Consider the following 20,881-nt stretch of genomic DNA (forward strand, 5'->3'; position numbering starts at 1 on the left):
TTTACTAAGCCTTCTGGGCCCGCTTTCAGTTCTGTTTACGGCACCTTGAGTAAACCTGACTATATATCCACATGGCTATTGCCACCAGGCAATTCCCTGCAGCGTAATTATGGTAAGTATGATGTAACGCAATGCCTTTCCAACACACAGAAATAACGTAACAAGCCCCCATGGCATACGCAACCAACCGGCTAACAAACACAACAAATCGCCCACCACGGGTAACCAACTGAGTAAAAGCGCCGCCGGACCAAACTGTTTCAACCAACCGAGTGACATTTCCGTCCCCCGTTGTGGTTTCAATACCGGCAATAGGCGCCCGATGATGACATTGGTCAACCCACCTAGGGTATTTCCTAGCGTTGCAGCCAGCACCAACAGCGTGGGAGAAATCGTGCTGCTGGTCAATAGTGCGACCAATACGATCTCTGAATTGCCTGGCAACAGCGTCGCACTGAGGAAACTACTGCCAAACAAAGATAGCGCTGCCAGCGTACTACTCACAACGTACGCACGTCCACTACCGCCATATTAGCGCTTCTTGCTGCCTGAATACCAAAATCGGCGTCTTCAAACACCACACAATGCTGTGGTAGCACCCCAATCAACTGAGCACAACGCAGGAAGGTATCAGGTTCTGGCTTATGGCGTTGGACATCATCAGCACCAACGATAGCATCAAAATAGTGGAGTAACCCTAAATGGCTCAGCAACATCGTTGCCATCCGGTGTTCACTGCCAGTACCTACCGCCATAGGACGGCGACCATGATAAGATTTCACCACCTCAATCAACGGCAATGGCCGCACGGTATCCAACAACATCCCCTCTGCTACACGATTTTTTTCCGCAGCAAGAGAGTGAGGATCGAGATCCCCCTGATGCGCTGTAATAATCGCCTGAGCGATACACCAAGTGGGTGAACCGTTCAATTTTACGATAGCCATTTCGTCATAGGTCATCCCATAGCGTGCAACTACTTCATGCCAGGCTTGGCGATGCGTTGATTCTGTATCCAAGATGGTGCCATCCATGTCGAAGATCAACCCTTGATAGCCGTCGTACATTGGGACTCCATAAACATAAGTGGAAAGGAGACTACTTTAGCGTAAAGCATGATGAGTGTCGCTGCCAGAGTGTAAGGGATGTCACTGTACAAAATGAGTTGTCACACAGGAGAGAGATAAATTGATGTAACGATGAACAGACTAAGAATGGAGGTAAAGCAACGTTATCCTGCTTTGTGCGACCTTTCAGATAGTATTTATCTGAAGGAGAACACGTACACAGAGGAATATTGATAAGATGGTGCATCCAGGAGGATTCGAACCTCCGACCGCTCGGTTCGTAGCCGAGTACTCTATCCAGCTGAGCTATGGATGCATAGAAACTATTTTTGATACCCCAAGGCCAATCTCAACAACTCGACCAGGCGGCTAAAATGGTGCATCGAGGAGGCGCCCTTCGGGCCGTTGCTTAAGCAACGTTATCCTCTTTTGCGCGACCTTTCAGATAGTATTTATCTGAAGGCGAACACTCTTAGAGAGATGTTTATAAAATGGTGCATCCAGGAGGATTCGAACCTCCGACCGCTCGGTTCGTAGCCGAGTACTCTATCCAGCTGAGCTATGGATGCATAGAACTATTACTGATACTGCTGATACCCCAGGGTCAACCTTGATAACACGACCATGTGGCTAAAATGGTGCATCCAGGAGGATTCGAACCTCCGACCGCTCGGTTCGTAGCCGAGTACTCTATCCAGCTGAGCTATGGATGCAAATGGCGGTGAGGCGGGGATTCGAACCCCGGATGCAGCTATTAACCGCATACTCCCTTAGCAGGGGAGCGCCTTCAGCCTCTCGGCCACCTCACCACTCGCTTCTTTCGAATTGTGCCTGATCTGCTTTTTAGAGAAGCACATTGGCACTGCGTGGCGCACATATTACTTTCCCCGACTTATAAGTCAAACAATTTTTCCTAACTGATGTGCGTTTGCACAAATCACAGCCAAGATGGATGATTTGACGGCAAAAAAAGCACGTATTCACCCTCTCATCAGGTGATCTCAGACAAAAAAATGAGTCAGAACGTAAAGGTTATCAGGAGAAATATTTGAAGAGGGGGGAGGGAGAGCGTCTCGCTATTTAACGAGACGCTATTGAGAAATCAATAAGTCGTCGGTTGAGACTTTTCGGCCTGGATACGCTGATAGATTTCTTCCCGGTGGACGGACACCTCTTTGGGTGCATTCACACCAATACGGACTTGGTTGCCCTTAACACCTAGCACAGTAACTGTGACCTCATCACCAATCATGAGGGTTTCACCAACTCGACGAGTCAGAATTAACATTCTTTGCTCCTTGAAAGATTAAAAGAGTCGGGTCACTCAGTTTCCCGGCTATTATCCATGATATACAGTGAAAACGTAAGTCAATGGACAACAATAAATGTAAATATACCCATTATCATGTAAGGTACCGAGAAGTTATCTGTGCTTAGTTATTCACCTCATCCATAAGCCCCAACCAGAACTACCACAAGTCACACTTGTATCAGCTCAAGATTGATTTAATCCAATAAATCAATAGATTATATAAACCTACAGGGATGTATACCTTTGCCTTCTACCTATAGCTTAAATGAACCAGGGCATAGCGTTACTATCACACCAGACTAATAAACAAGTTTAGCCAACCTAAAAAACTTTGTGCCGATAATTATAACAACATTGCGTTAGCATGCTAATAAATGCCATATCATACAATACGTTATGGCATTTTTTGATGCTAATTTTTTATTGTCACAGTTTTGAAACCACCCAGGCTTCTATACTGTTTAAAGCCGCAGGAAGGCCACTGATATCGCTTCCCCCTGCCATTGCCATATCCGGGCGGCCACCACCTTTACCACCGACTTGTTGAGCAACATGACCCACTAGGTCACCCGCTTTAACCCGGTCCGTCAGATCTTTGGTTACGCCCGCGATTAGGCTGACTTTACCTTCGTCATGCGTTGCCAATACGATGACCGCCGAACCCAGTTGATTTTTAAGGTCGTCGACCATAGTACGTAATATCTTCGGCTCAACATTATCCAACTGGCTAACCAGCAACTTGACGCCACTAACCAGTTTCGCTTTGCTCGACAGAGAAGCACTTTCTAAGGCGGCTTGTTGATCTTTCAACTGCTGCAGTTCTTTTTCCAAAGCACGGGTACGATCAAGCACTGCACGAACTTTATCGCTCAGGTTATTACTATCACCTTTCACCAGATTTGCAATATTTTGTAACAAATCACTTTGCTGGTGTAGGGTAGCTATCGCCCTTTCCCCGGTCACCGCTTCGATACGGCGAATGCCTGCGGCAGTACCAGACTCACTCTGAATCCGGAATAAGCCAATGTCCCCCGTACGACTCGCATGGGTGCCACCACACAGCTCAGTAGAGAAATCCCCCATGGTTAGCACGCGAACATGCTCATCGTACTTCTCGCCAAACAGCGCCATCGCACCCTTTTGCTTGGCATCATCCAGCGCCATCACTTCGGTCTGTATAAGTAAATTACCGCGAACTTGCTGGTTAACCAGGTCTTCTACCGCACGAATTTCTTCTGGCTTCATGGCTTCAGAATGTGAAAAATCGAAACGTAGATACTTATCATTAACCAATGAACCTTTTTGCGCCACGTGCTCACCCAAGACCTGGCGCAAGGCCGCATGTAACAGATGAGTGGCCGAATGGTTCAGACGAATGCAATTGCGGCGTGCGCTATCAACCAGCGCATCAACCCCCTGATTCAATTTCAGCGAGCCGGAGAGCAATTTGCCCAGATGCCCAATAGCTTGACCATATTTCTGTGTGTCACTCACGGCAAATTCAAGACCCGCTGCTTTCAGCACGCCCTTGTCGCCAACCTGACCACCTGACTCTGCGTAGAATGGCGTTTCATCTAATACCACGACCGCTTCTTCACCGGCCTTAAGCTCATCGACGGGTTTACCATCACGGAATAGTGCCGTTACTTTCGCCAGTTGCTCTACATGCTCATAGCCATTAAATTTACTGGCACCGTCAATGCGGATCATACTGTTGTAGTCCGCACCAAAACCGCTCGATTCACGAGCACGGCGGCGCTGAGCTTCCATCGCCAGTTCAAAACCAGCTTCGTCAATCTTCAGACCACGTTCCCGGCAAACATCAGCAGTAAGATCTACTGGGAAGCCGTAAGTATCATACAAACGGAATACCGTTTCGCCATCCAGGGTATCCCCTTGCAGCTTAGCCAACTCATCATCCAACAGCGTCAAACCACGTTCCAAAGTACGAGCAAATTGCTCCTCTTCGGTTTTCAAAACCTGCTCGACTTGTGCCTGCTGTCGATTCAACTCATCAGCGGCAGGCCCCATGACTTCAATCAACGGAGCAACAAGTTTATAGAAGAAGGTCTCTTTCGCACCCAGCATATTACCGTGACGGATCGCGCGACGAATGATACGGCGCAGCACATAGCCCCGATTTTCATTTGAAGGAATGACACCATCGGCAATCAGAAATGCACATGAACGGATATGATCAGCGATAACCCGCAAGGATTTGTTGCCGAGATCAGTGGCGTCAGTCAGTTTGGCTACCGCCGCAATCAGGGTACTGAACAAATCAATATCGTAGTTAGAATTCACATGCTGCAATACCGCGGCAATACGCTCGAGCCCCATGCCCGTATCCACAGAAGGCTTAGGCAGTGGCAGCATGGTGCCATCGGACTGGCGATTGAACTGCATGAACACGACATTCCAGATCTCAATATAACGATCGCCATCTTCCTCTGGGCTACCAGGAGGTCCTCCCCAGAGATGGTCACCGTGATCAAAAAAGATCTCAGTACAAGGACCACATGGCCCGGTATCGCCCATCTGCCAGAAGTTGTCAGAGGCAAAAGGTGCCCCTTTATTATCACCAATACGGATAATACGCTCTGCAGGCACCCCAATCTGTTTTTGCCAGATATCGAAAGCTTCGTCATCAGTCTCATAGACTGTTACCCACAACTTCTCTTTTGGTAGGTTGAACCAGTTTTCACCCGTTAACAGTTCCCATGCATAGCTGATAGCGTCATGCTTGAAGTAATCGCCAAAGCTGAAGTTGCCCAACATCTCAAAGAAAGTGTGGTGGCGCGCGGTGTAACCCACATTTTCTAGATCGTTATGCTTACCACCAGCACGCACACAACGTTGTGACGTGGTTGCACGGGAGTAAGCTCGTTTGTCCAATCCCAGGAAAACATCCTTGAATTGGTTCATTCCGGCATTGGTAAACAGCAATGTCGGATCATTGTTAGGAACCAGAGAGCTGCTTGCTACAACCTGATGACCTTTACTATGAAAGAAATCGAGAAACGCTTGACGGATCTCAGCGGTGCTCTTGCTCATAATTTTCCTGGAAAGACTAGAGAATGATGCGTGAACCAGAGGAACAACACCCAGACGCTTTCATCGGGTTCACGAACTAAATGTGGGGATAAGATAAATTTTCTTCAGTTGGAAGTAAAATACCGAGTGCGCAGATCAGACAAAATCACGGTAAATTGACTGAATTTCTTCTTGAAAGAAACCTCGATAGAGCAAATAACGCAACACTTTGGCCTTCTCTTTCCACTCTACTGGTAGTGGATCACCAAATTTATGCAGCGCAACCTTCCTGGCCAATTCACACCAATCGATTGGGCATTCAGCCAATGCAGCTTGCACAATTTCCTTCTCAACACCTTTTTGTACAAGTTCTGAGACGATACGTTGTGCACCATATCCCTTACGGCTACGGCTGGCTATAAAGCTATCGGCAAAACGCCGGTCGTCTAGCCAATTATGTTGATAACAATAGGCTATCAGCCGTTCGATCATTGCGGGGTCAATGGGAGCTGTCGGTTCAACGGGACGTTTGGCCGCACCAAACCTGAGGTTTTCTACACCTGGCGGCACCGCAAGTTTGCGACGCAGTTCAGCTTCACTGTGATCTCGCTGTGATAACCAGCGCATCACTCTGCTTATTAATATATTTTCTTTCTTATCGAAAAGTTGGGGAGTAACTTCATTCATCTACTCTCTCCCGCACTTCAAGCAATATTGCGTCAAACAATATTGACTCAAACAATATTGCGTCAAACAACACCGCGCCAAACGACACTGAGTCAAACAATAATAATATTGTTAGCAGTTTCAAGCGTTGTTAGCAGTTTCAGACGCCCTGACTACGTAACGCAGTCAGGGACGAGTGAAGATCTATTGGGCCGCTATATACGACTTGAGCATAACGACCAGCCAGAATTAAAACTCTTCGCTGGTTTCTGCCTCATTGTCGTCTACCACTACCGTATTAGCATGAGCTAACACTGGCTCGCCATTGTTGTGCAACAGCAAATCACGCAATCTCTTATCCAGCTCAGTAGCAATTGCAGTGTTTTCTTTCAGGAAGTTACAGGCATTAGCCTTACCCTGGCCAATCTTTTCACCGTTGTAACTGTACCAGGCACCGGCTTTTTCGATCATTTTATGTTTAACACCCAGATCGACCAATTCGCCACAACTGTTGATCCCTTCACCATAGAGGATTTGGAATTCAGCTTGTTTAAACGGTGCGGCAACCTTGTTTTTCACTACTTTTACCCGGGTTTCACTGCCAACCACCTCGTCACCTTCTTTGATCGCACCAATACGGCGGATATCCAGGCGGACAGAGGCATAGAATTTTAATGCGTTACCACCGGTAGTGGTTTCCGGGTTACCAAACATCACACCAATCTTCATACGGATCTGGTTAATAAAGATCAGCAGAGTGTTGGCATTCTTTAAATTACCGGCCAACTTACGCATTGCCTGGCTCATCATACGTGCCGCCAAGCCCATATGTGAGTCACCGATTTCACCCTCAATTTCCGCTTTTGGTGTCAAGGCCGCCACCGAGTCGACAATGATGACATCAACTGCACCAGAGCGAGTCAATGCATCACATATTTCCAGGGCTTGTTCACCGGTATCTGGCTGGGAACAAAGCAAATTGTCGATATCCACACCCAGCTTCTTGGCATAAATTGGGTCCAACGCATGCTCGGCATCAATAAACGCACAGGTTTTCCCTTCGCGCTGAGCAGAGGCAATCACTTGCAAGGTCAAGGTTGTCTTACCTGATGATTCTGGGCCATAAATCTCGACGATACGGCCCATCGGCAGACCACCAGCACCCAATGCAATATCAAGTGACAGAGAACCAGTGGAGATCGTTTCTACGTCCATAGAACGGTCTTCACCCAAACGCATGATGGAGCCTTTGCCGAACTGTTTCTCAATCTGGCCCAGTGCCGCAGCTAACGCCTTTTGTTTGTTCTCATCAATAGCCATTTTTGCTCCTTTTTTGCCATGTTGGGTTGACCCACATCGCCACAGAATGTATACCCGTCGCCATTCAAGCTGCTAGGGATTAGTTCAGTTACTGCTACCTATTACTACCTACGACTTACTACCTACGACTGCCACCTGAACGTTACTACAACCAGGGAATAGGTTAAGCAGGGAATGCATCTAATTATACTGTATGCTCATACAGTATCAAGGTTAATTTTGCAAAAATTCCTCAAGTACTCTTTGCAGCGAGAAAATCGTTGCTTGCAAGCGGACCGCATCACGATCGCCAGCAAATTGTTTCCTACACGCCAGTACCCGACCACCACGTTCAGCGAAACCAAACCAGACCGTACCAACCGGCTTTTGCTCACTGCCCCCATCCGGACCAGCAATACCACTGACAGAAAGCGCCAGGTCAGCCTTGGCGACAGATAAAGCACCCAGCGCCATCTCGCGTACCACCTGTTCACTGACCGCGCCATAAACCTCTAAGGTTTCTTTTTCTACCCCTAACAATTCGTGTTTGGCCGTATTGCTATAAGTGACAAAACCACGGTCAAAATAGGCTGAGCTACCGGCAATATCAGTAATCGCCTTGGCTATGCCTCCCCCCGTGCAAGACTCGGCACAAGTGATCCACTGACCACGGTGTTTTAATCTCTGCCCAACAGAAATACTGAGCTTATGCAGTTGGTTCTCACTCATCGTCGCTCCTTGGTGAATCAGGGGATAACCCGGTCGTTATTCAAGTTGCAAAAGTGTTGAGCAGCGCTTGCAAAGACAGGGATATATGTGCCTGATTGTAACATTTATCAAGCACTGCTGGTGACTCTGTTAAAGAAATGCATAATGCTTCGCAGGAATGCCATTTCAAACTACCGTTCTAAATGTCAGGCTGATATAACTCAGCCAACATCGCTGCAGCTTGAAGGGTTCCAAGGATAAATTAATGTGGAAACAGACCCGCCAGCCCACTCTATAATGGGCTGCGCTTGAGCTAAAACAGGAAGGCTGAGTGAAAAAAACATTAGGGGTATTCTTTCCACTGTATACCACCACGTTGTTAATGCTACTGGGCGCAGGGTTACTGACAACCTATATATCCTTGCGACTAGCCTCTATCAATGTCAGTGGTACTTTGATTGGCGCCATTGTTACAGCCAACTATCTTGGCCTGGTGATCGGCGGCAAGGTGGGGCACTTTCTGATTGCCCGAGTGGGTCACATCCGAGCTTATGTTTCCTGTGCGGGTATCATTACCGCCGCCGTACTGGCCCATGGTTTGACGGAATACATTCCAGTATGGGTCGTATTGCGGCTGATTATTGGCCTATGCATGATGTGTCAGTACATGGTTTTAGAGAGCTGGCTGAATGACCAATCCGAGTCCAATCAGCGCGGTATGGTATTTGGATTTTATATGGCGGCATCTTACCTTGGCATGTCACTAGGGCAACTCGTCCTGATGCTGCAAACCAGCCTGGACATCAGTACGCTATTGCTGATCGCTCTGTGTTTTTCCCTCTGTCTGGTCCCCATCGCGCTGACTACCCGCACTAATGCGCGCCACCTGTCACCAGCCCCCATGGAACTGCGCTATTTTGTCAGCGCCATCCCCAGAGTACTGGCAGCGATGTTGTTCATCGGCATGGCTGTAGGGGCCTTTTATGGGCTAGCCCCGGTTTATACCAGTAAACAGGGACTGAGTACCCAACAAACCGGCCTATTTATGGCCATTGCTATTTTTGCCGGATTGGTGGCCCAGCTTCCGCTAAGTTGGTTGTCCGATCACTATAATCGAACCAGACTTATGCAGATTAACGCATTTTTATTGATTATTGCTGCCTTACCGCTAGCACTACTACCACAAATTGATTTTCATATGCTGCTGATGCTTGGCTTTATTGTCAGCATGCTGCAATTCACGCTTTATCCATTGGCAGTGGCTCTCGCCAATGACCTAATAGAACCAAAGCGTCGTGTTTCGCTTGCTGCTTGCCTGCTGATGGCATTTGGCATCGGAGCCAGCATTGGGCCATTAGTCGTGGGGGCACTTATCCCGTTTTGGGAGGGCAATATTCTCTACGCCTTTATCGCTTTATGCGGCATGTTGATTATGGCCTGCGGCAAAAATATGCCAAAAGCAGGATATCAAAGGGTGCCGGATGCGCCAGTACCCCATTGCGCGATGCCAGGCAGCCAATCCGACGCACCACTTTCCCCGTCATCAAAACCAACCTTTAATGAGCCAATCATTCACGAAACACTACCGACGACAAAACAGGCCCCACTTGAGCAGTGAGGCCTGCTAAAAGAGCAGGCCATTAAAGGCAAAATTCATTGGGCTCAATGCCCACGCCGCGCTCGGCCAACGGCCTCCCCTAATTGCCATACCGCCATAGCGTAGTGGACACTGTGGTTATAGCGAGTAATAGTGTAAAAATTAGGTAATCCGTACCAATATTCATATCGGTTGCCCATATCCAGACGCAACAGGCTGGCTTGCTGATTTCCTTCCAATGACCCGCGAGGCGTCAACCCAGCCGCCGCCAATGTAGCAACCGAGTATTTTGTCTTAAACCCGAAGTCCAGCCCCGGTGCTTGGCCGCTGGCTGGAACGGCGACTGTTGCGCCATGCGTCCAACCGTGAGATTTAAAATAATTCGCTACGCTGCCAATAGCATCCACCGGATCCCAGAGGTTTATGTGACCATCGCCATTAAAATCAACCGCGTAACGTTTAAATGATGACGGCATAAATTGACCATATCCCATCGCCCCCGCGTAAGAGCCTTGCAAAGAAAGCGGATCATCACCTTCTGCACGTGCCATCAGCAAGAAAGTTTCTAACTCACCACTAAAGTATTCAGCACGACGCGGATAGTTAAACGACAATGTCGCCAAGGCATCAATAATGCGAGTTTTACCCATTACCCGGCCCCAACCGGTTTCTACTCCTATTATGCCAACAATAATTTCCGGTGATACACCATAAACTTGCTCAGCACGCTGTAGTGCTGCTTCATGCTGATTCCAGAACATGACGCCTTTTTGGATATTGTCCGGCGTTATAAATTTGCTGCGATAACGGATCCAGGCACCATTTGGACGAGTTGATGGTTGACCAACAGGCGCTTGTTTATCCATCAGAGTCACAACCCAATCCAATTGACGAGCCTGTGCCAAAACATCATGCAATTGCTGGCGCTCAAAACCATGCTCGCGCACCATTTTGTCAATAAAACGCGCCGTCGCCGGATTATCAGCAAAATCACCACTTAATGGATGTATGGCATGTTGCGGTGCTAGCACAAAACCACTTTGTGAAATCGAGTTATGAGCAGGAACAACAGGTTCTGCAACAGGCTTAGGTTGACTGCTGCAAGCAGCCAGTAAAGAAAAAAGAGGTAAAAAGGTGACCAGGCAGCGCATTGGATATCCATATAAACCAAGTAAAAGGGATACCTACTATGTTAGAACATTGTCCAACATCGACAAATAGGAATATGCACTCGACCAAGCGACTCAGCTCGCCAATTGAACGTCACAAACCCAACCTACATCACAATTCAAACTAAGGAATGATTCACTTTTCACCAATATGACATTAAATAGTGAGAAAAATAATCTTAGCGGGATATTATATTGCCATAATCCACTAAAATGATTGAGGAATTACCATACTCACCCAGTGAGCGCACTATAATTAATTCGTATTAGGGGATAAATCATCTCCTTTTTTATCGGCAAAATCGTTACTGTTGCAGCCAAGATCACTGCTGCTTATCAGATCACCGTATACTCTAAATAACACGAGAGGCATTATGAGTAAGCATCTGTTACCTGAACCATCGCGCCGCACGCTATTAAAACGTACCGCAGCCGTTTCTGCATTAGCCATCACCGGAATTGCCGGCATTACCCTGCCGTCTGTAGCCTTTTCCGCCGCGATGACCAAAGAAGAACGCGATAAAATGACACCGGATGAAATCATTGATAGCTTTAAAAAAGGTAATATCAGATTTCGTGAGGGAAAAATGCAGCAACATGATTATGTTGCTCAAAAGCAAGCCAGCCAGCATGGGCAATTTCCCGCTGCAGTAATTTTAAGTTGTATTGACTCACGTGCTCCTGCAGAGATCCTGCTAGATGTGGGTATCGGCGAAACCTTTAATGCTCGGGTTGCCGGTAATATTCAAAATACTGATATTCTCGGAAGTATGGAGTTTGCTTGTGCCGTTGCTGGGGCCAAAGTGGTACTGGTTATGGGGCATACTGCCTGCGGTGCGGTTAAAGGCGCAATTGATCATGCCGAACTGGGTAACCTGACATCCCTGCTCCAAAAGATCAAACCCGCTATCGATAGAACCGAGTATAAAGGAGAGCGTACCGGTAGCAATTATGACTTTGTCGATGCTGTCGCCAAAACCAACGTTCAAATGACCATCGAAGATATTCGCAAAAACAGCCCGGTACTGAAAAAGCTGGAAGATGAAGGGAAAATAAAGATTGTTGGCAGTATGTACCACTTAAATGGCGGCAGAGTAGAGTTTCTCGCCTAAGCGGCGCCTGATTGGTGCGGGTACCATTATACCGCCAAACGCCATTCATCACGGAATGATATCTGCCCCAAGGATGGGACTTTATGCCCCCCAATAACTTGAGTCACATCAGGCCGCTCTCTTATTTATGCAATTTGGCTAATAATGTTTTGCGGGTAATACCCAACTGCCTGGCCGCTTCAGTTTTGTTACCTGCCGTCTTTTCCAATGCAGCTAAAATCGCCTCTTTCTCTAACTGTTCCAGTGGTTGAATTAACAGCTGTTTTTCAGGCTGAATGGGCAGTACCTCCGCGCACTGGCTAATGCTCAGCGGCAACTCTTTTTCACTAATAAAATCCCCTGTTAGCAGGATCACCCCCCGCTCAATGCTATTCTCAAGCTCACGAACATTACCTGGCCAGGGGTATTTCACCAGTAGATCCATGGCTTGCGGTGTAAAGCCTTTCACCCTCTTGCGATTACGCTCGGCAAACTTGGTCAGAAAATGCATCGCCAGCAAAGGAATATCTTCCCCTCGTTGACGTAATGGTGGGAGTTCCACCGTCACCACATTCAGCCGGTAGTAAAGATCCTGGCGAAATTTACCTGCTTCCACATCAGCCAACAGGTCCCTATTAGTGGCGGCAATTAAGCGCACATCCACCGATAATGTTTGGTTACTACCCACCCGCTGGATCTCTCGTTCCTGAATGGCTCTCAGCAATTTCACCTGCATCAATGGTGAAATCTCGCCGATCTCATCCAGAAACAAAGTGCCGCCATTAGCCACCATAAAACGCCCTTCGCGACGCTTATCGGCCCCAGTGAAAGCCCCTTTCTCATGACCAAACAGCTCTGACTCCAAAAGAGATTCACTCAATGCAGCACAGTTGACACTGACTAACGGCTGTTCCTTACGCAGACTATTCGCATGCACGACTTTGGCGATTAACTCTTTACCTGTACCCGATTCACCGCTGATTAACACAGTCGCCTCAGAAGGGGCAATCATGGCAATCATCTCCATCAACTGGCGCATGGGTTTACTGCGGCCGATCATATTCTGATCATCAAACAGTAAACGTTGCTTCAACGCGAGATTCTCAGTTTTCAGTGAGGTATGTTCCAGTGCTCGCTCAAGCGTCAGCCGCAGCATGTCGAAATCCAACGGCTTGGTGAGATAATCATAAGCACCGGCTTTAATCGCCTCCACCGCAGACTCAACATTAGAATAAGCCGTCATAATCAATATGGGTATCGCAGGATTATAAGCCTTGATGACCTTGAGTAGTGCGATTCCATCCATTTCAGCCATGCGTACATCACTCAATACCAGATCAAACGGCTGACTTTTCACTTTCTCGACCGCCTCGAGACCATGATGAGCCACACTGACTCGATATCCCCACCCCGTCATCAATGCCTGTAAAATCGTGCAATGACTGAGGTCATCCTCTACCAGAAGAATTTGTGCGCAAGGCGTTACCATATATTTTCCCTACTGTTCTTTATGTTTGAGCGGGATAATCATTTCAAAACAGGTGCCCAATTGGGGATGGCTGGTCACCGAGATCGTCCCTTGGTGCTCCTCAATCACTTTTTGCACTATCGTCAACCCTAGGCCAGTGCCCGTCGCTTTAGTGGTAAAATAGGGGTTAAAGATTTTTGCCAGTTCATCTGGCGGTATACCACACCCTGAATCACTCACGGTAATATGTAATTCCCTATCGCCCACCGTTTCAACCCCGACTTCAAGCACGCCTTCAGTTCCCATTGCCTGAATAGCATTGAGGTATAAATTCAACAACGCTTGAGTGAAATGATCAGGATCGATCTCCACACTGGGTAATGGGCTATGACAACGGTAGCGTAGAGTGATGTTTTTTTGCTGCGCATCCTGATGAATTAATAACAATGAATGCTCAATCACGGCATTAATGTCTGTCGGTTTCAGGCATAAATCGCTAGGGCGTACCAATGCCAACAATTCGCTAATCACCCGATTAAGACGGTCTACTTCTTTCGCCATGACGTTGGCAAGCTCTTGCTCCTCACTGCCCGGCAACGAACGGGCGGCAAAATAACAGGCAAAGCCTTTAATCGAAGAGAGTGGATTACGGATCTCGTGAGCCACACCGGCAGCTAAATCCCCAATTGCAGCCAGTTTTTCTTTACGGCGAATTTCCTCTTGCAGTTGGCGTACTTCTCGCAAATCACGAAAGATAAAAACGTTTCCTAAAAAATGACCCTGCTGGCTGAGGATATTGGTCACACTAACACTCAACGGCAACATCTGCCCGTCAGGCAATCGGTACTCCATTTCCTGCTCAATAACCGCTAGCCCTTGAGCATTTTTTTCCACCCACTGGTTCCACTCGATGGGCAGGGCCTGCTGGCTTTTCTGACCAACCAAACCTACGGCATCATACCCTAGCATACGCTCAGCCACCGGGTTCACTACTCGGATTTGGTGTTGTTCATTGGTAGTAATCAGGCCAATTGGTAAATTGCTGATAATCTCGCTGGCAAAAGCCTTTGAAGCCTGCAATTGCTGGTTAGAACGTTGATAACGCCGGGCCAAAAACAGCGCGAGTAGACTGACCACACTGAGTAATAATAAAATCGTCAGCAGGATAACGGTATTCCGCATCCCCCTTTCTTGAGCGGCATCCAGCGCCGCAGTATCAAAAGCAACAAAAATGATCGATTGCGGGTCATCTTTAAGTTCATTAACCTCTCTCTGCGCCAGGTGGCGCCCATTCATCATATGACCCGCACGCCCATTATTCCCCCTTAATGGTTTGAAAAAACGATAGGCCTCAAAAGCATTCTGTGGATTATGTTGCGAATTGACCAACGTCGTCATATGCCACTGTTCTGAACCCGTTACGTTAAGTGCAGCGAGCTGTTGTGGGGTATACAACTGACTACCAATGCGTTGAGGGTCACTATGTGCCAGGATACGCCCGCTACCATCTGTCATCGCGATATAGAGCACCCCAGGCTGATAGGCCATCTCTTCCAGCAGAGTCTGTCGCTGATCCTGGTGCCAACGCATCCCCATCCCGGCCCGCGCTCCAGATTCAAAAGAGCGAATCAATACCGCACTTTTTTCACGCAATGTCTGCAGCTCAATATCTCGCCCACGCTGTAGATCTTTAAAAGCCAATGTGATGATGATCGCGACTAACATTAGCAGTGACCCCATCACCATCCAGCCGGGCAGCGTCGCCAATAACTTCAACTTATTTTTAAATTCTGTTGCCATTAGCGCCTCTTCCCCTAAGGGGCTCAATGGGTAAATATTACCCATGCTAGCCATATTGCGAGTAAAAATTACCCACTTTCTTTGAAGTAATCGCCTGACAAGGAGCGATTGCCCTGCGGCTCATGTTTATTCTTGCCGTCAGACTATCACTGAACTTCCCTTTATAACGCTGCTTGCCTAGCAAAACCGCCATCAATAACGACGCTATAACCATACAATTCCTATGCCAGTCTGATCATGGCACGCGTGTTGCAATACATGTTGTAACACGCATGCAAATGCATCCCTTGATAATCATTGGTACTCAACAGAAGGAATAAATCATGAAACTGAAAAAAGCTTCTTTGGCCGCTATCATTTCTATCGCCATGTTGGCAGGGTTAAGTCAGGCTGCAATGGCACAAAATGGTAACCGTGGGCAAAATATGGCCAATCAACAAGGTATGAACCAAGGTGCAGGTTATCAACCCGGCTATATGGCGAACCTGACGCCTGAGCAACAGACCATCCGTCAGAAAGCATTTAATGACTTCCAGCTTAAAACGGTTAATTTGCGCCAACAACTGATCGCCAAGAAAGCTGAATACAATGCGCTTTTAACCAGTAAGCCCCTTGATGAACAGAAAACGTTAGCGGTCAGCAAAGAAATTTCTGCGCTACATGACCAGCTGTATCAGCAACGTGTTGCCTTAGATACTGAATTGGCCAAAGCCGGTCTCCCTGCTATGGGTCACCGAGGAGGTATGGGTGGAATGGGCGGAGGGGGTATGAATAGTGGCCGCGGATGTCGCTAAGTGCCCATTATCATTCAAGAACTAGCGTGAGTTTAAGTTGGCGGGTGAATGATCAATCGGTCTAATGAACCTTACGGATGAGGTTCATCATCCCCCCAGAGGCTGCTAACCCTAATGGCAGGCAGCTATGAACCTACTGCCTGCTACGCCAATTATTTTACCTATCGAAATCCTTGCGTGGCGCGAAAACCACCTCATCCCATCATTCCTATTTTTTATTTTATAATCAATTATTTAAGCAACAACACTCCATCAATAAAAGCGGCCAATCCAACAAAAAAACGCCCGATAACATACGAAAAATCCGAGTCTTTATACTGACACCCTGATATAATTTTTTCTTATGCTACCTGAATAAAATCAAGTTGCTGCCATACTAACTACTAACGGAGCAATCATTGTTCCCTGGTAAAATCAACCTGTTTGGAGTTTATATGACTAAAACAATCGTTGGCATTGCTATTGCTGTTGCTGTTCTTAGTGGGTGTGCCACTAACCAGACCTCTTCTGGCGATACGTTTACTGCATCACAAGCCAGGCAGGCTCATATCGTGACTTATGGCACTTTGGTAACAGTGCGTCCTGTGACTATCCAGGGTGGCAACGGTAATAATACTGCTGGAGCTATAGGTGGTGCTGTGGTGGGTGGGCTCCTGGGTAATACCGTGGGTGGCGGTTCTGGGCGCAATCTGGCAACCGGAGCAGGAGCCGTGGGTGGTGCCATGGTAGGTTCAAATGTGCAAGGTGCCATGAATCGTAGTGCGGGTGTCGAGCTAGAAGTCCGTCGTGATGATGGCGTCAACATCGTGGTGGTTCAGGCGCAAGGATCAACGCAGTTTCATGTTGGCCAACGTGTCGCCCTGGTGACTAATGGCAGTACCACTACCGTATCACCGCGTTAATCGTCTGAGCTATACGCCACAATTTTGACCTGGTTGATGTAAGTTATCGCCCACAAAAATCACAAGGAGGTGATTTCCAGCCGATTCGCGCAGTAGCAGTCGTTGCGCAGGCCCATCAGCTCAATCTCATGGAGCAACTCAATCCCCCTGCCGCTTGAATGATGACAGGTATATGATGGTTCAGGATAGCAAAGTGATCCTGCCTTACGGAATAATCGCGAGTGATCCGGCTCGTTCATTACAATAAAAAAACGGAGTTAGCGTTAAATGTTTATCAAATGGATTAAACGAATTGTCCTGCTGATGGTGCTGTTACTCATCGGGGCACTAGCCGGGCGTATTTATGACACCCAACGTGGGCCATCGCTGCAACTTTGGCACACCTTCGTTCCACATGAAATGCGCGCCAGTGAAATCGACAAAGCCAGTTGGGCTGACTACCTTAAGGTTGAAGACAATCTATTCAAAGAAGTAAAACTGAATGTGACTGACAAACTGGACGGCAGTAAACAAACACCACTGAATCGCTACTATTCTGGTAGCCCAATCTACCCCGAAAAATTTGCCACTAACTGGAACCGTTCCTACACCATGATGCCGGAAGGCAAACCAAAGGGTGTGGTGGTGTTGTTGCATGGCTTGACCGATACCCCTTATAGCCTGCGGCATATTGCTAATAATTACCGTCAGTATGGCTATGCAGCAGTGGGTATTCGTTTACCGGCCCATGGCACCGTGCCTGGAGCCCTGACTGATGTCGCGTGGGAGGACTGGCTGGCCGCGACCCGTTTGGCCGTCCGTGAAGCTAAACGTCTTGCTGGTGATGATGTCCCGCTGCATATCGTTGGATTTTCCAACGGTGGTGCGCTGGCGATGAAATATACCCTGGATACCCTTGACGATCCGACGCTGGCAAAACCGCAACGTGTGGTACTGATCTCCCCGATGATTGGTGTAACCAGTTTTGCCCGTTTTGCTGGATTTGCTGGTTGGCCTGCCATTTTCCCCGCTTTTGCCAAAGCAGCCTGGTTAGGGATTGTGCCTGAGTTCAACCCATTCAAGTTCAACTCGTTTCCGGTGAATGCTGCACGTCAATCTTTCCAACTGACTCAAGTATTGCAAAATCAGATCGCCACCGATTCACGCAATAACAAAATGAATGAATTACCACCGATACTGACATTCCAATCCGTGATGGACTCGACGGTCAGTACCCGCGCGGTAATTACTTCACTGTACAACCACCTGCCAGCCAATGGTAGCGAAGTGGTCCTGTTCGATTTGAACCAGGCGGTGGCTTTCGGTCCGCTGCTCAGAACCACTTCCTATACTGCACTGCCTCGGTTGTTACCTGCACCACCACGCAACTATAAGGCGACCATTGTCACTAACGTGACCTCAGAGACCACCGATACGGAAGCCCGTACCGTGGCAGCAGGGCAAACCGCAGAAACCAGAGAAGCGCTGGGTATCACCTATTTGCCAGATATTTTCTCACTGTCACACGTGGCGCTCCCCTTCCCTCTAAGTGATTCGCTATATGGGCGCTACCCGGATCCGCGCAATCAATATGGTATCAGCTTAGGTACTTTTGCTGCTCGAGGGGAACGTGCCGTTCTGGTGGTCGGGCTGGATTCGCTGATGCGTCTCTCCTCTAACCCTTTCTTCCCTTATATGATCCAACGCATTGATGAGAACATAGGCACCATGCCGGAGAAGTAAGGCTGCCAGTGATAATGACCCGTTCACAAACGGGTCATTATCCGGTACTCGACCCCGCTTGATATCCCCAAATGGATAAATTTTTTGCCAAGAATGGCGTTAAAACTCACAAACTAAAAAATTTCATTAGCAATTAACCTTGGGGCCATAACATGAATTTTTATCATCTGCGAATTGCCCGCCCTGTCACCAATCTGGATAAAAGTTGCGAAATGTATTGCCGTGGATTGAACCTGCAAAAAATAGGGGGGTTTGAAAATCACAGCGGGTTCAGCGGCTATATGCTAGGACGCGCCGATATTCCATGGCATCTGGAATTTACCGCTTGTCTTGACCATCCGATCTCCCCCATCCCTTCCGTAGAAGATCTTTTGGTTTTGTATATCCCCGATGACATTGAGTGGCAAACAGTTTGCGATAACATGATTGAAGCAGGGTTTTTATGCATTCCCGCTTTTAACCCTTATTGGGATAATCATGGCCGAACATTTGTTGACCATGATGGCTACAGAACTGTTATTCAGCATCAAACTTGGCAATCGTAATTAAGCCTCATCCTTGAGGCTTATCTTTACTGCCAACAGCAAATTAGGTGATAACAGCTTAATGCCCAGTCTGTTTCAAGTAGGCCTCACGTGCCGCATAAGCCGTGTTGGTAAAGTCAGAAAAGACACCATCAATACCCGCTTGGAAGAACTTGAGGTACTCCTGCTTAGGATCGCCATGATAAAGGCCGGCAAGGTATTTCGGCTCATCGCGGAAAGTAAAGACATGAACGAACAGACCCGCCTGGTGAGCGTCGCGGATGACATTAGTCGGTTCGACACTATTCACATCGGCCAATAAGCCACTGTAAGGTTTACCCTCTTTCCCTTGTTCCTTCCAAGGGGAAACTTTCAACGCCATCAGTTGAGGTTTCCACGGGCCAATACCGTCCGCGTAGGTTTTGATTTCCGCCAGTCCTTCAGGGGTGAGCATCGAACCAAAGTAAGCCGGGTTACCGGCCAGCGTCCAACTATAAGGGCGTCCGCTGACAAAAGTAGATGAGTCATTGGTGTTGTAGATCATCTCGCCGGTTCGATAGTTCACATCGTTACCATCAATAAGCTGCACCACTTTCGCCTTCAACCCTTTACTACGCATATATTTCAGGCTGGCAGGGTCGAAGCTTTGCACGTAGATCGCCGCATCTTGGTGATTAAGTTTATTCTTCTCAATCACTTTGATTATTTCATCCTCAAACGGGTGGCTTCCCGGCTTAGCACAGCCATTGGCGATCGCCTGAGCATTATTCCAATAGGGGTTTTTACTTTCCGGGTAGACAGATATCTGGCGCCCTGTGGCTTTGCTCTGTGCGTTAGCAATATCGATCACTTCCTGGAAAGTCAGCACTGGATACTTGCCATTATCCTTCGAAGGCCGAAGATCACGCGCATCGTAGGTGGTACCACCAATCCACTTTTTCAGTTCTGCCACCGTGAAGTCACTGATTGACCAGTCATTGGTATGGTCCTCACCATCCACAATCAACGACTTGAGCACCGACTTAGGATCCTGCGGGTCTGTCAGGTCGGTCAAATAAGTGCTCGGGCCACTCTCGGCGGTGGCTGGCCAAGCAACGTTCACCGCTACACCAGGCACCGTTCGTTTACGTGCAGCTACTTCAGGATTCGTTTTGGCAACGTCGGCAATATTGGTGTTATCACTCAACCAGGGATTATGACGGGCGACCAACACACAATCCTTGGTCATATGCAGGTCTAACTCCAATGAATCCGCCCCGGCCTTCGCCGCAGCCTCATAAGCAGGCCCCGTCTCCTCTGGGAATAATCCAGGTAGACCACGGTGACCAACCAACAATGGTGCTTTCCCATCAAGTGTCGGCAGTGAAGAAGTACCGAAAGCTGGGTATACTCCCCCGGCTAGCGTTGCGCCGATAAACAAGGATATTAAATGTTTTTTCATTTCTTAATCCTATTAAAATCAAATAAATGGAATCAAATTAATACTTATCGATTATGAGTGATTTGAACGGTTCCCCCTGTGACGACTTTGCCGCTTATCCTAGTTATTAGGTTATTCAAACAACGAGTGCATCGTCGCCAAGTGCCAACGTGAACTCAATGGGGGATAAAAGCTCGAAATCGAGCAATATAGTATTATATATCGCGCATTTTTCTGTGAGCATCACGTTGTTTTTTCGAAAAAGTAAAATTATGAAAGTGACTTATCATCAAGTCATTTAAATTGTGG

17 protein-coding genes and 4 tRNA genes are annotated in these 20,881 nt (G+C 47.8%); 6 read left to right on the plus strand and 15 right to left on the minus strand.

What is annotated here, in order from left to right; translation table 11 throughout:
• Positions 1 to 75: 75 nt before the first annotated feature.
• From ACX9GV_RS14305 to pncC, 11 genes are all read right to left on the minus strand, one after another.
• Positions 76 to 504 carry a YqaA family protein gene (locus tag ACX9GV_RS14305; RefSeq protein ID WP_473195969.1) on the minus strand — a complete coding sequence of 143 codons (429 nt, stop codon included), beginning with the start codon at positions 502 to 504 and terminating at the stop codon, positions 76 to 78.
• Positions 501 to 1,067, minus strand: a complete 567-nt coding sequence (yqaB, locus tag ACX9GV_RS14310) for a fructose-1-phosphate/6-phosphogluconate phosphatase (protein ID WP_473195970.1) — start codon at positions 1,065 to 1,067, stop codon at positions 501 to 503. The genes ACX9GV_RS14305 and yqaB overlap by 4 nt, the downstream gene beginning before the upstream one ends.
• Positions 1,068 to 1,306: 239 nt before the next feature.
• Positions 1,307 to 1,383: transfer RNA gene (locus ACX9GV_RS14315), tRNA-Arg, on the minus strand.
• 176 nt (positions 1,384 to 1,559) lie between these two features.
• A tRNA-Arg gene (locus ACX9GV_RS14320) sits at positions 1,560 to 1,636 on the minus strand.
• A gap of 67 nt (positions 1,637 to 1,703) precedes the next feature.
• Positions 1,704 to 1,780 (minus strand) — tRNA-Arg (locus tag ACX9GV_RS14325).
• Positions 1,781 to 1,783: 3 nt separating this feature from the next.
• Positions 1,784 to 1,876, minus strand: a tRNA-Ser gene (locus ACX9GV_RS14330).
• Between the two features lie 293 nt (positions 1,877 to 2,169).
• A complete protein-coding gene (gene csrA / locus ACX9GV_RS14335; protein WP_002209449.1) occupies positions 2,170 to 2,355 on the minus strand; it encodes a carbon storage regulator CsrA in 186 nt (61 codons plus the stop codon).
• A gap of 450 nt (positions 2,356 to 2,805) precedes the next feature.
• A complete protein-coding gene (gene alaS / locus ACX9GV_RS14340) occupies positions 2,806 to 5,433 on the minus strand; it encodes an alanine--tRNA ligase (RefSeq protein WP_473195971.1) in 2,628 nt (875 codons plus the stop codon).
• Between the two features lie 135 nt (positions 5,434 to 5,568).
• Positions 5,569 to 6,099, minus strand: coding sequence for a recombination regulator RecX (gene recX, locus ACX9GV_RS14345; protein ID WP_023492758.1), 531 nt, complete (start codon positions 6,097 to 6,099; stop codon positions 5,569 to 5,571).
• Between the two features lie 228 nt (positions 6,100 to 6,327).
• Positions 6,328 to 7,398 (minus strand): recombinase RecA, encoded by a 1,071-nt coding sequence (recA, locus tag ACX9GV_RS14350; RefSeq protein ID WP_473195972.1) that lies wholly within the window; start codon positions 7,396 to 7,398, stop codon positions 6,328 to 6,330.
• Positions 7,399 to 7,611: 213 nt separating this feature from the next.
• On the minus strand, positions 7,612 to 8,106 hold the full coding sequence (pncC, locus tag ACX9GV_RS14355) for a nicotinamide-nucleotide amidase (RefSeq protein WP_473195973.1): 495 nt from the start codon (positions 8,104 to 8,106) through the stop codon (positions 7,612 to 7,614).
• 310 nt (positions 8,107 to 8,416) lie between these two features.
• Here pncC and ACX9GV_RS14360 point away from each other — a divergent pair, with 310 nt between their 5' ends.
• On the plus strand, positions 8,417 to 9,703 hold the full coding sequence (locus tag ACX9GV_RS14360) for an MFS transporter (RefSeq protein WP_473195974.1): 1,287 nt from the start codon (positions 8,417 to 8,419) through the stop codon (positions 9,701 to 9,703).
• 44 nt (positions 9,704 to 9,747) lie between these two features.
• Here the strand turns inward: ACX9GV_RS14360 and mltB are convergent, their stop codons facing one another.
• A complete protein-coding gene (mltB, locus tag ACX9GV_RS14365; RefSeq protein ID WP_473195975.1) occupies positions 9,748 to 10,833 on the minus strand; it encodes a lytic murein transglycosylase B in 1,086 nt (361 codons plus the stop codon).
• 392 nt (positions 10,834 to 11,225) lie between these two features.
• Here mltB and ACX9GV_RS14370 point away from each other — a divergent pair, with 392 nt between their 5' ends.
• Positions 11,226 to 11,963: a carbonic anhydrase gene (locus ACX9GV_RS14370; protein WP_473195976.1), complete on the plus strand. Its 738-nt coding sequence runs from the start codon at positions 11,226 to 11,228 to the stop codon at positions 11,961 to 11,963.
• Between the two features lie 121 nt (positions 11,964 to 12,084).
• On the opposite strand, the gene ACX9GV_RS14375 is transcribed toward ACX9GV_RS14370, so the two are convergent.
• Together ACX9GV_RS14375 and ACX9GV_RS14380 are read right to left on the minus strand one after the other, a co-directional pair.
• Positions 12,085 to 13,431, minus strand: a complete 1,347-nt coding sequence (locus tag ACX9GV_RS14375; protein WP_473195977.1) for a sigma 54-interacting transcriptional regulator — start codon at positions 13,429 to 13,431, stop codon at positions 12,085 to 12,087.
• Positions 13,432 to 13,440: 9 nt separating this feature from the next.
• On the minus strand, positions 13,441 to 15,210 hold the full coding sequence (locus tag ACX9GV_RS14380; protein ID WP_473195978.1) for an ATP-binding protein: 1,770 nt from the start codon (positions 15,208 to 15,210) through the stop codon (positions 13,441 to 13,443).
• A gap of 323 nt (positions 15,211 to 15,533) precedes the next feature.
• On the opposite strand from ACX9GV_RS14380, the gene ACX9GV_RS14385 reads away from it, so the two are divergent.
• From ACX9GV_RS14385 to ACX9GV_RS14400, 4 genes are all read left to right on the plus strand, one after another.
• Positions 15,534 to 16,004 carry a periplasmic heavy metal sensor gene (locus ACX9GV_RS14385; RefSeq protein ID WP_473195979.1) on the plus strand — a complete coding sequence of 157 codons (471 nt, stop codon included), beginning with the start codon at positions 15,534 to 15,536 and terminating at the stop codon, positions 16,002 to 16,004.
• Between the two features lie 434 nt (positions 16,005 to 16,438).
• Positions 16,439 to 16,906 (plus strand): outer membrane lipoprotein, encoded by a 468-nt coding sequence (locus tag ACX9GV_RS14390; protein WP_473195980.1) that lies wholly within the window; start codon positions 16,439 to 16,441, stop codon positions 16,904 to 16,906.
• A gap of 267 nt (positions 16,907 to 17,173) precedes the next feature.
• Positions 17,174 to 18,628, plus strand: a complete 1,455-nt coding sequence (locus tag ACX9GV_RS14395; protein ID WP_473195981.1) for an alpha/beta hydrolase — start codon at positions 17,174 to 17,176, stop codon at positions 18,626 to 18,628.
• A 152-nt stretch (positions 18,629 to 18,780) separates the two neighbouring features.
• Positions 18,781 to 19,173: a VOC family protein gene (locus ACX9GV_RS14400; RefSeq protein ID WP_473195982.1), complete on the plus strand. Its 393-nt coding sequence runs from the start codon at positions 18,781 to 18,783 to the stop codon at positions 19,171 to 19,173.
• Positions 19,174 to 19,231: 58 nt separating this feature from the next.
• Here ACX9GV_RS14400 and ACX9GV_RS14405 read toward each other — a convergent pair whose 3' ends face one another.
• The gene (locus ACX9GV_RS14405) at positions 19,232 to 20,593 is read right to left on the minus strand and encodes a glycerophosphodiester phosphodiesterase family protein (protein ID WP_473195983.1); all 1,362 of its coding nucleotides are present in this window, start codon (positions 20,591 to 20,593) and stop codon (positions 19,232 to 19,234) included.
• Between the last annotated feature and the right edge of the window lie 288 nt (positions 20,594 to 20,881).

The sequence above is a fragment of the Serratia sp. 25CWL12 genome, from assembly GCF_055790885.1.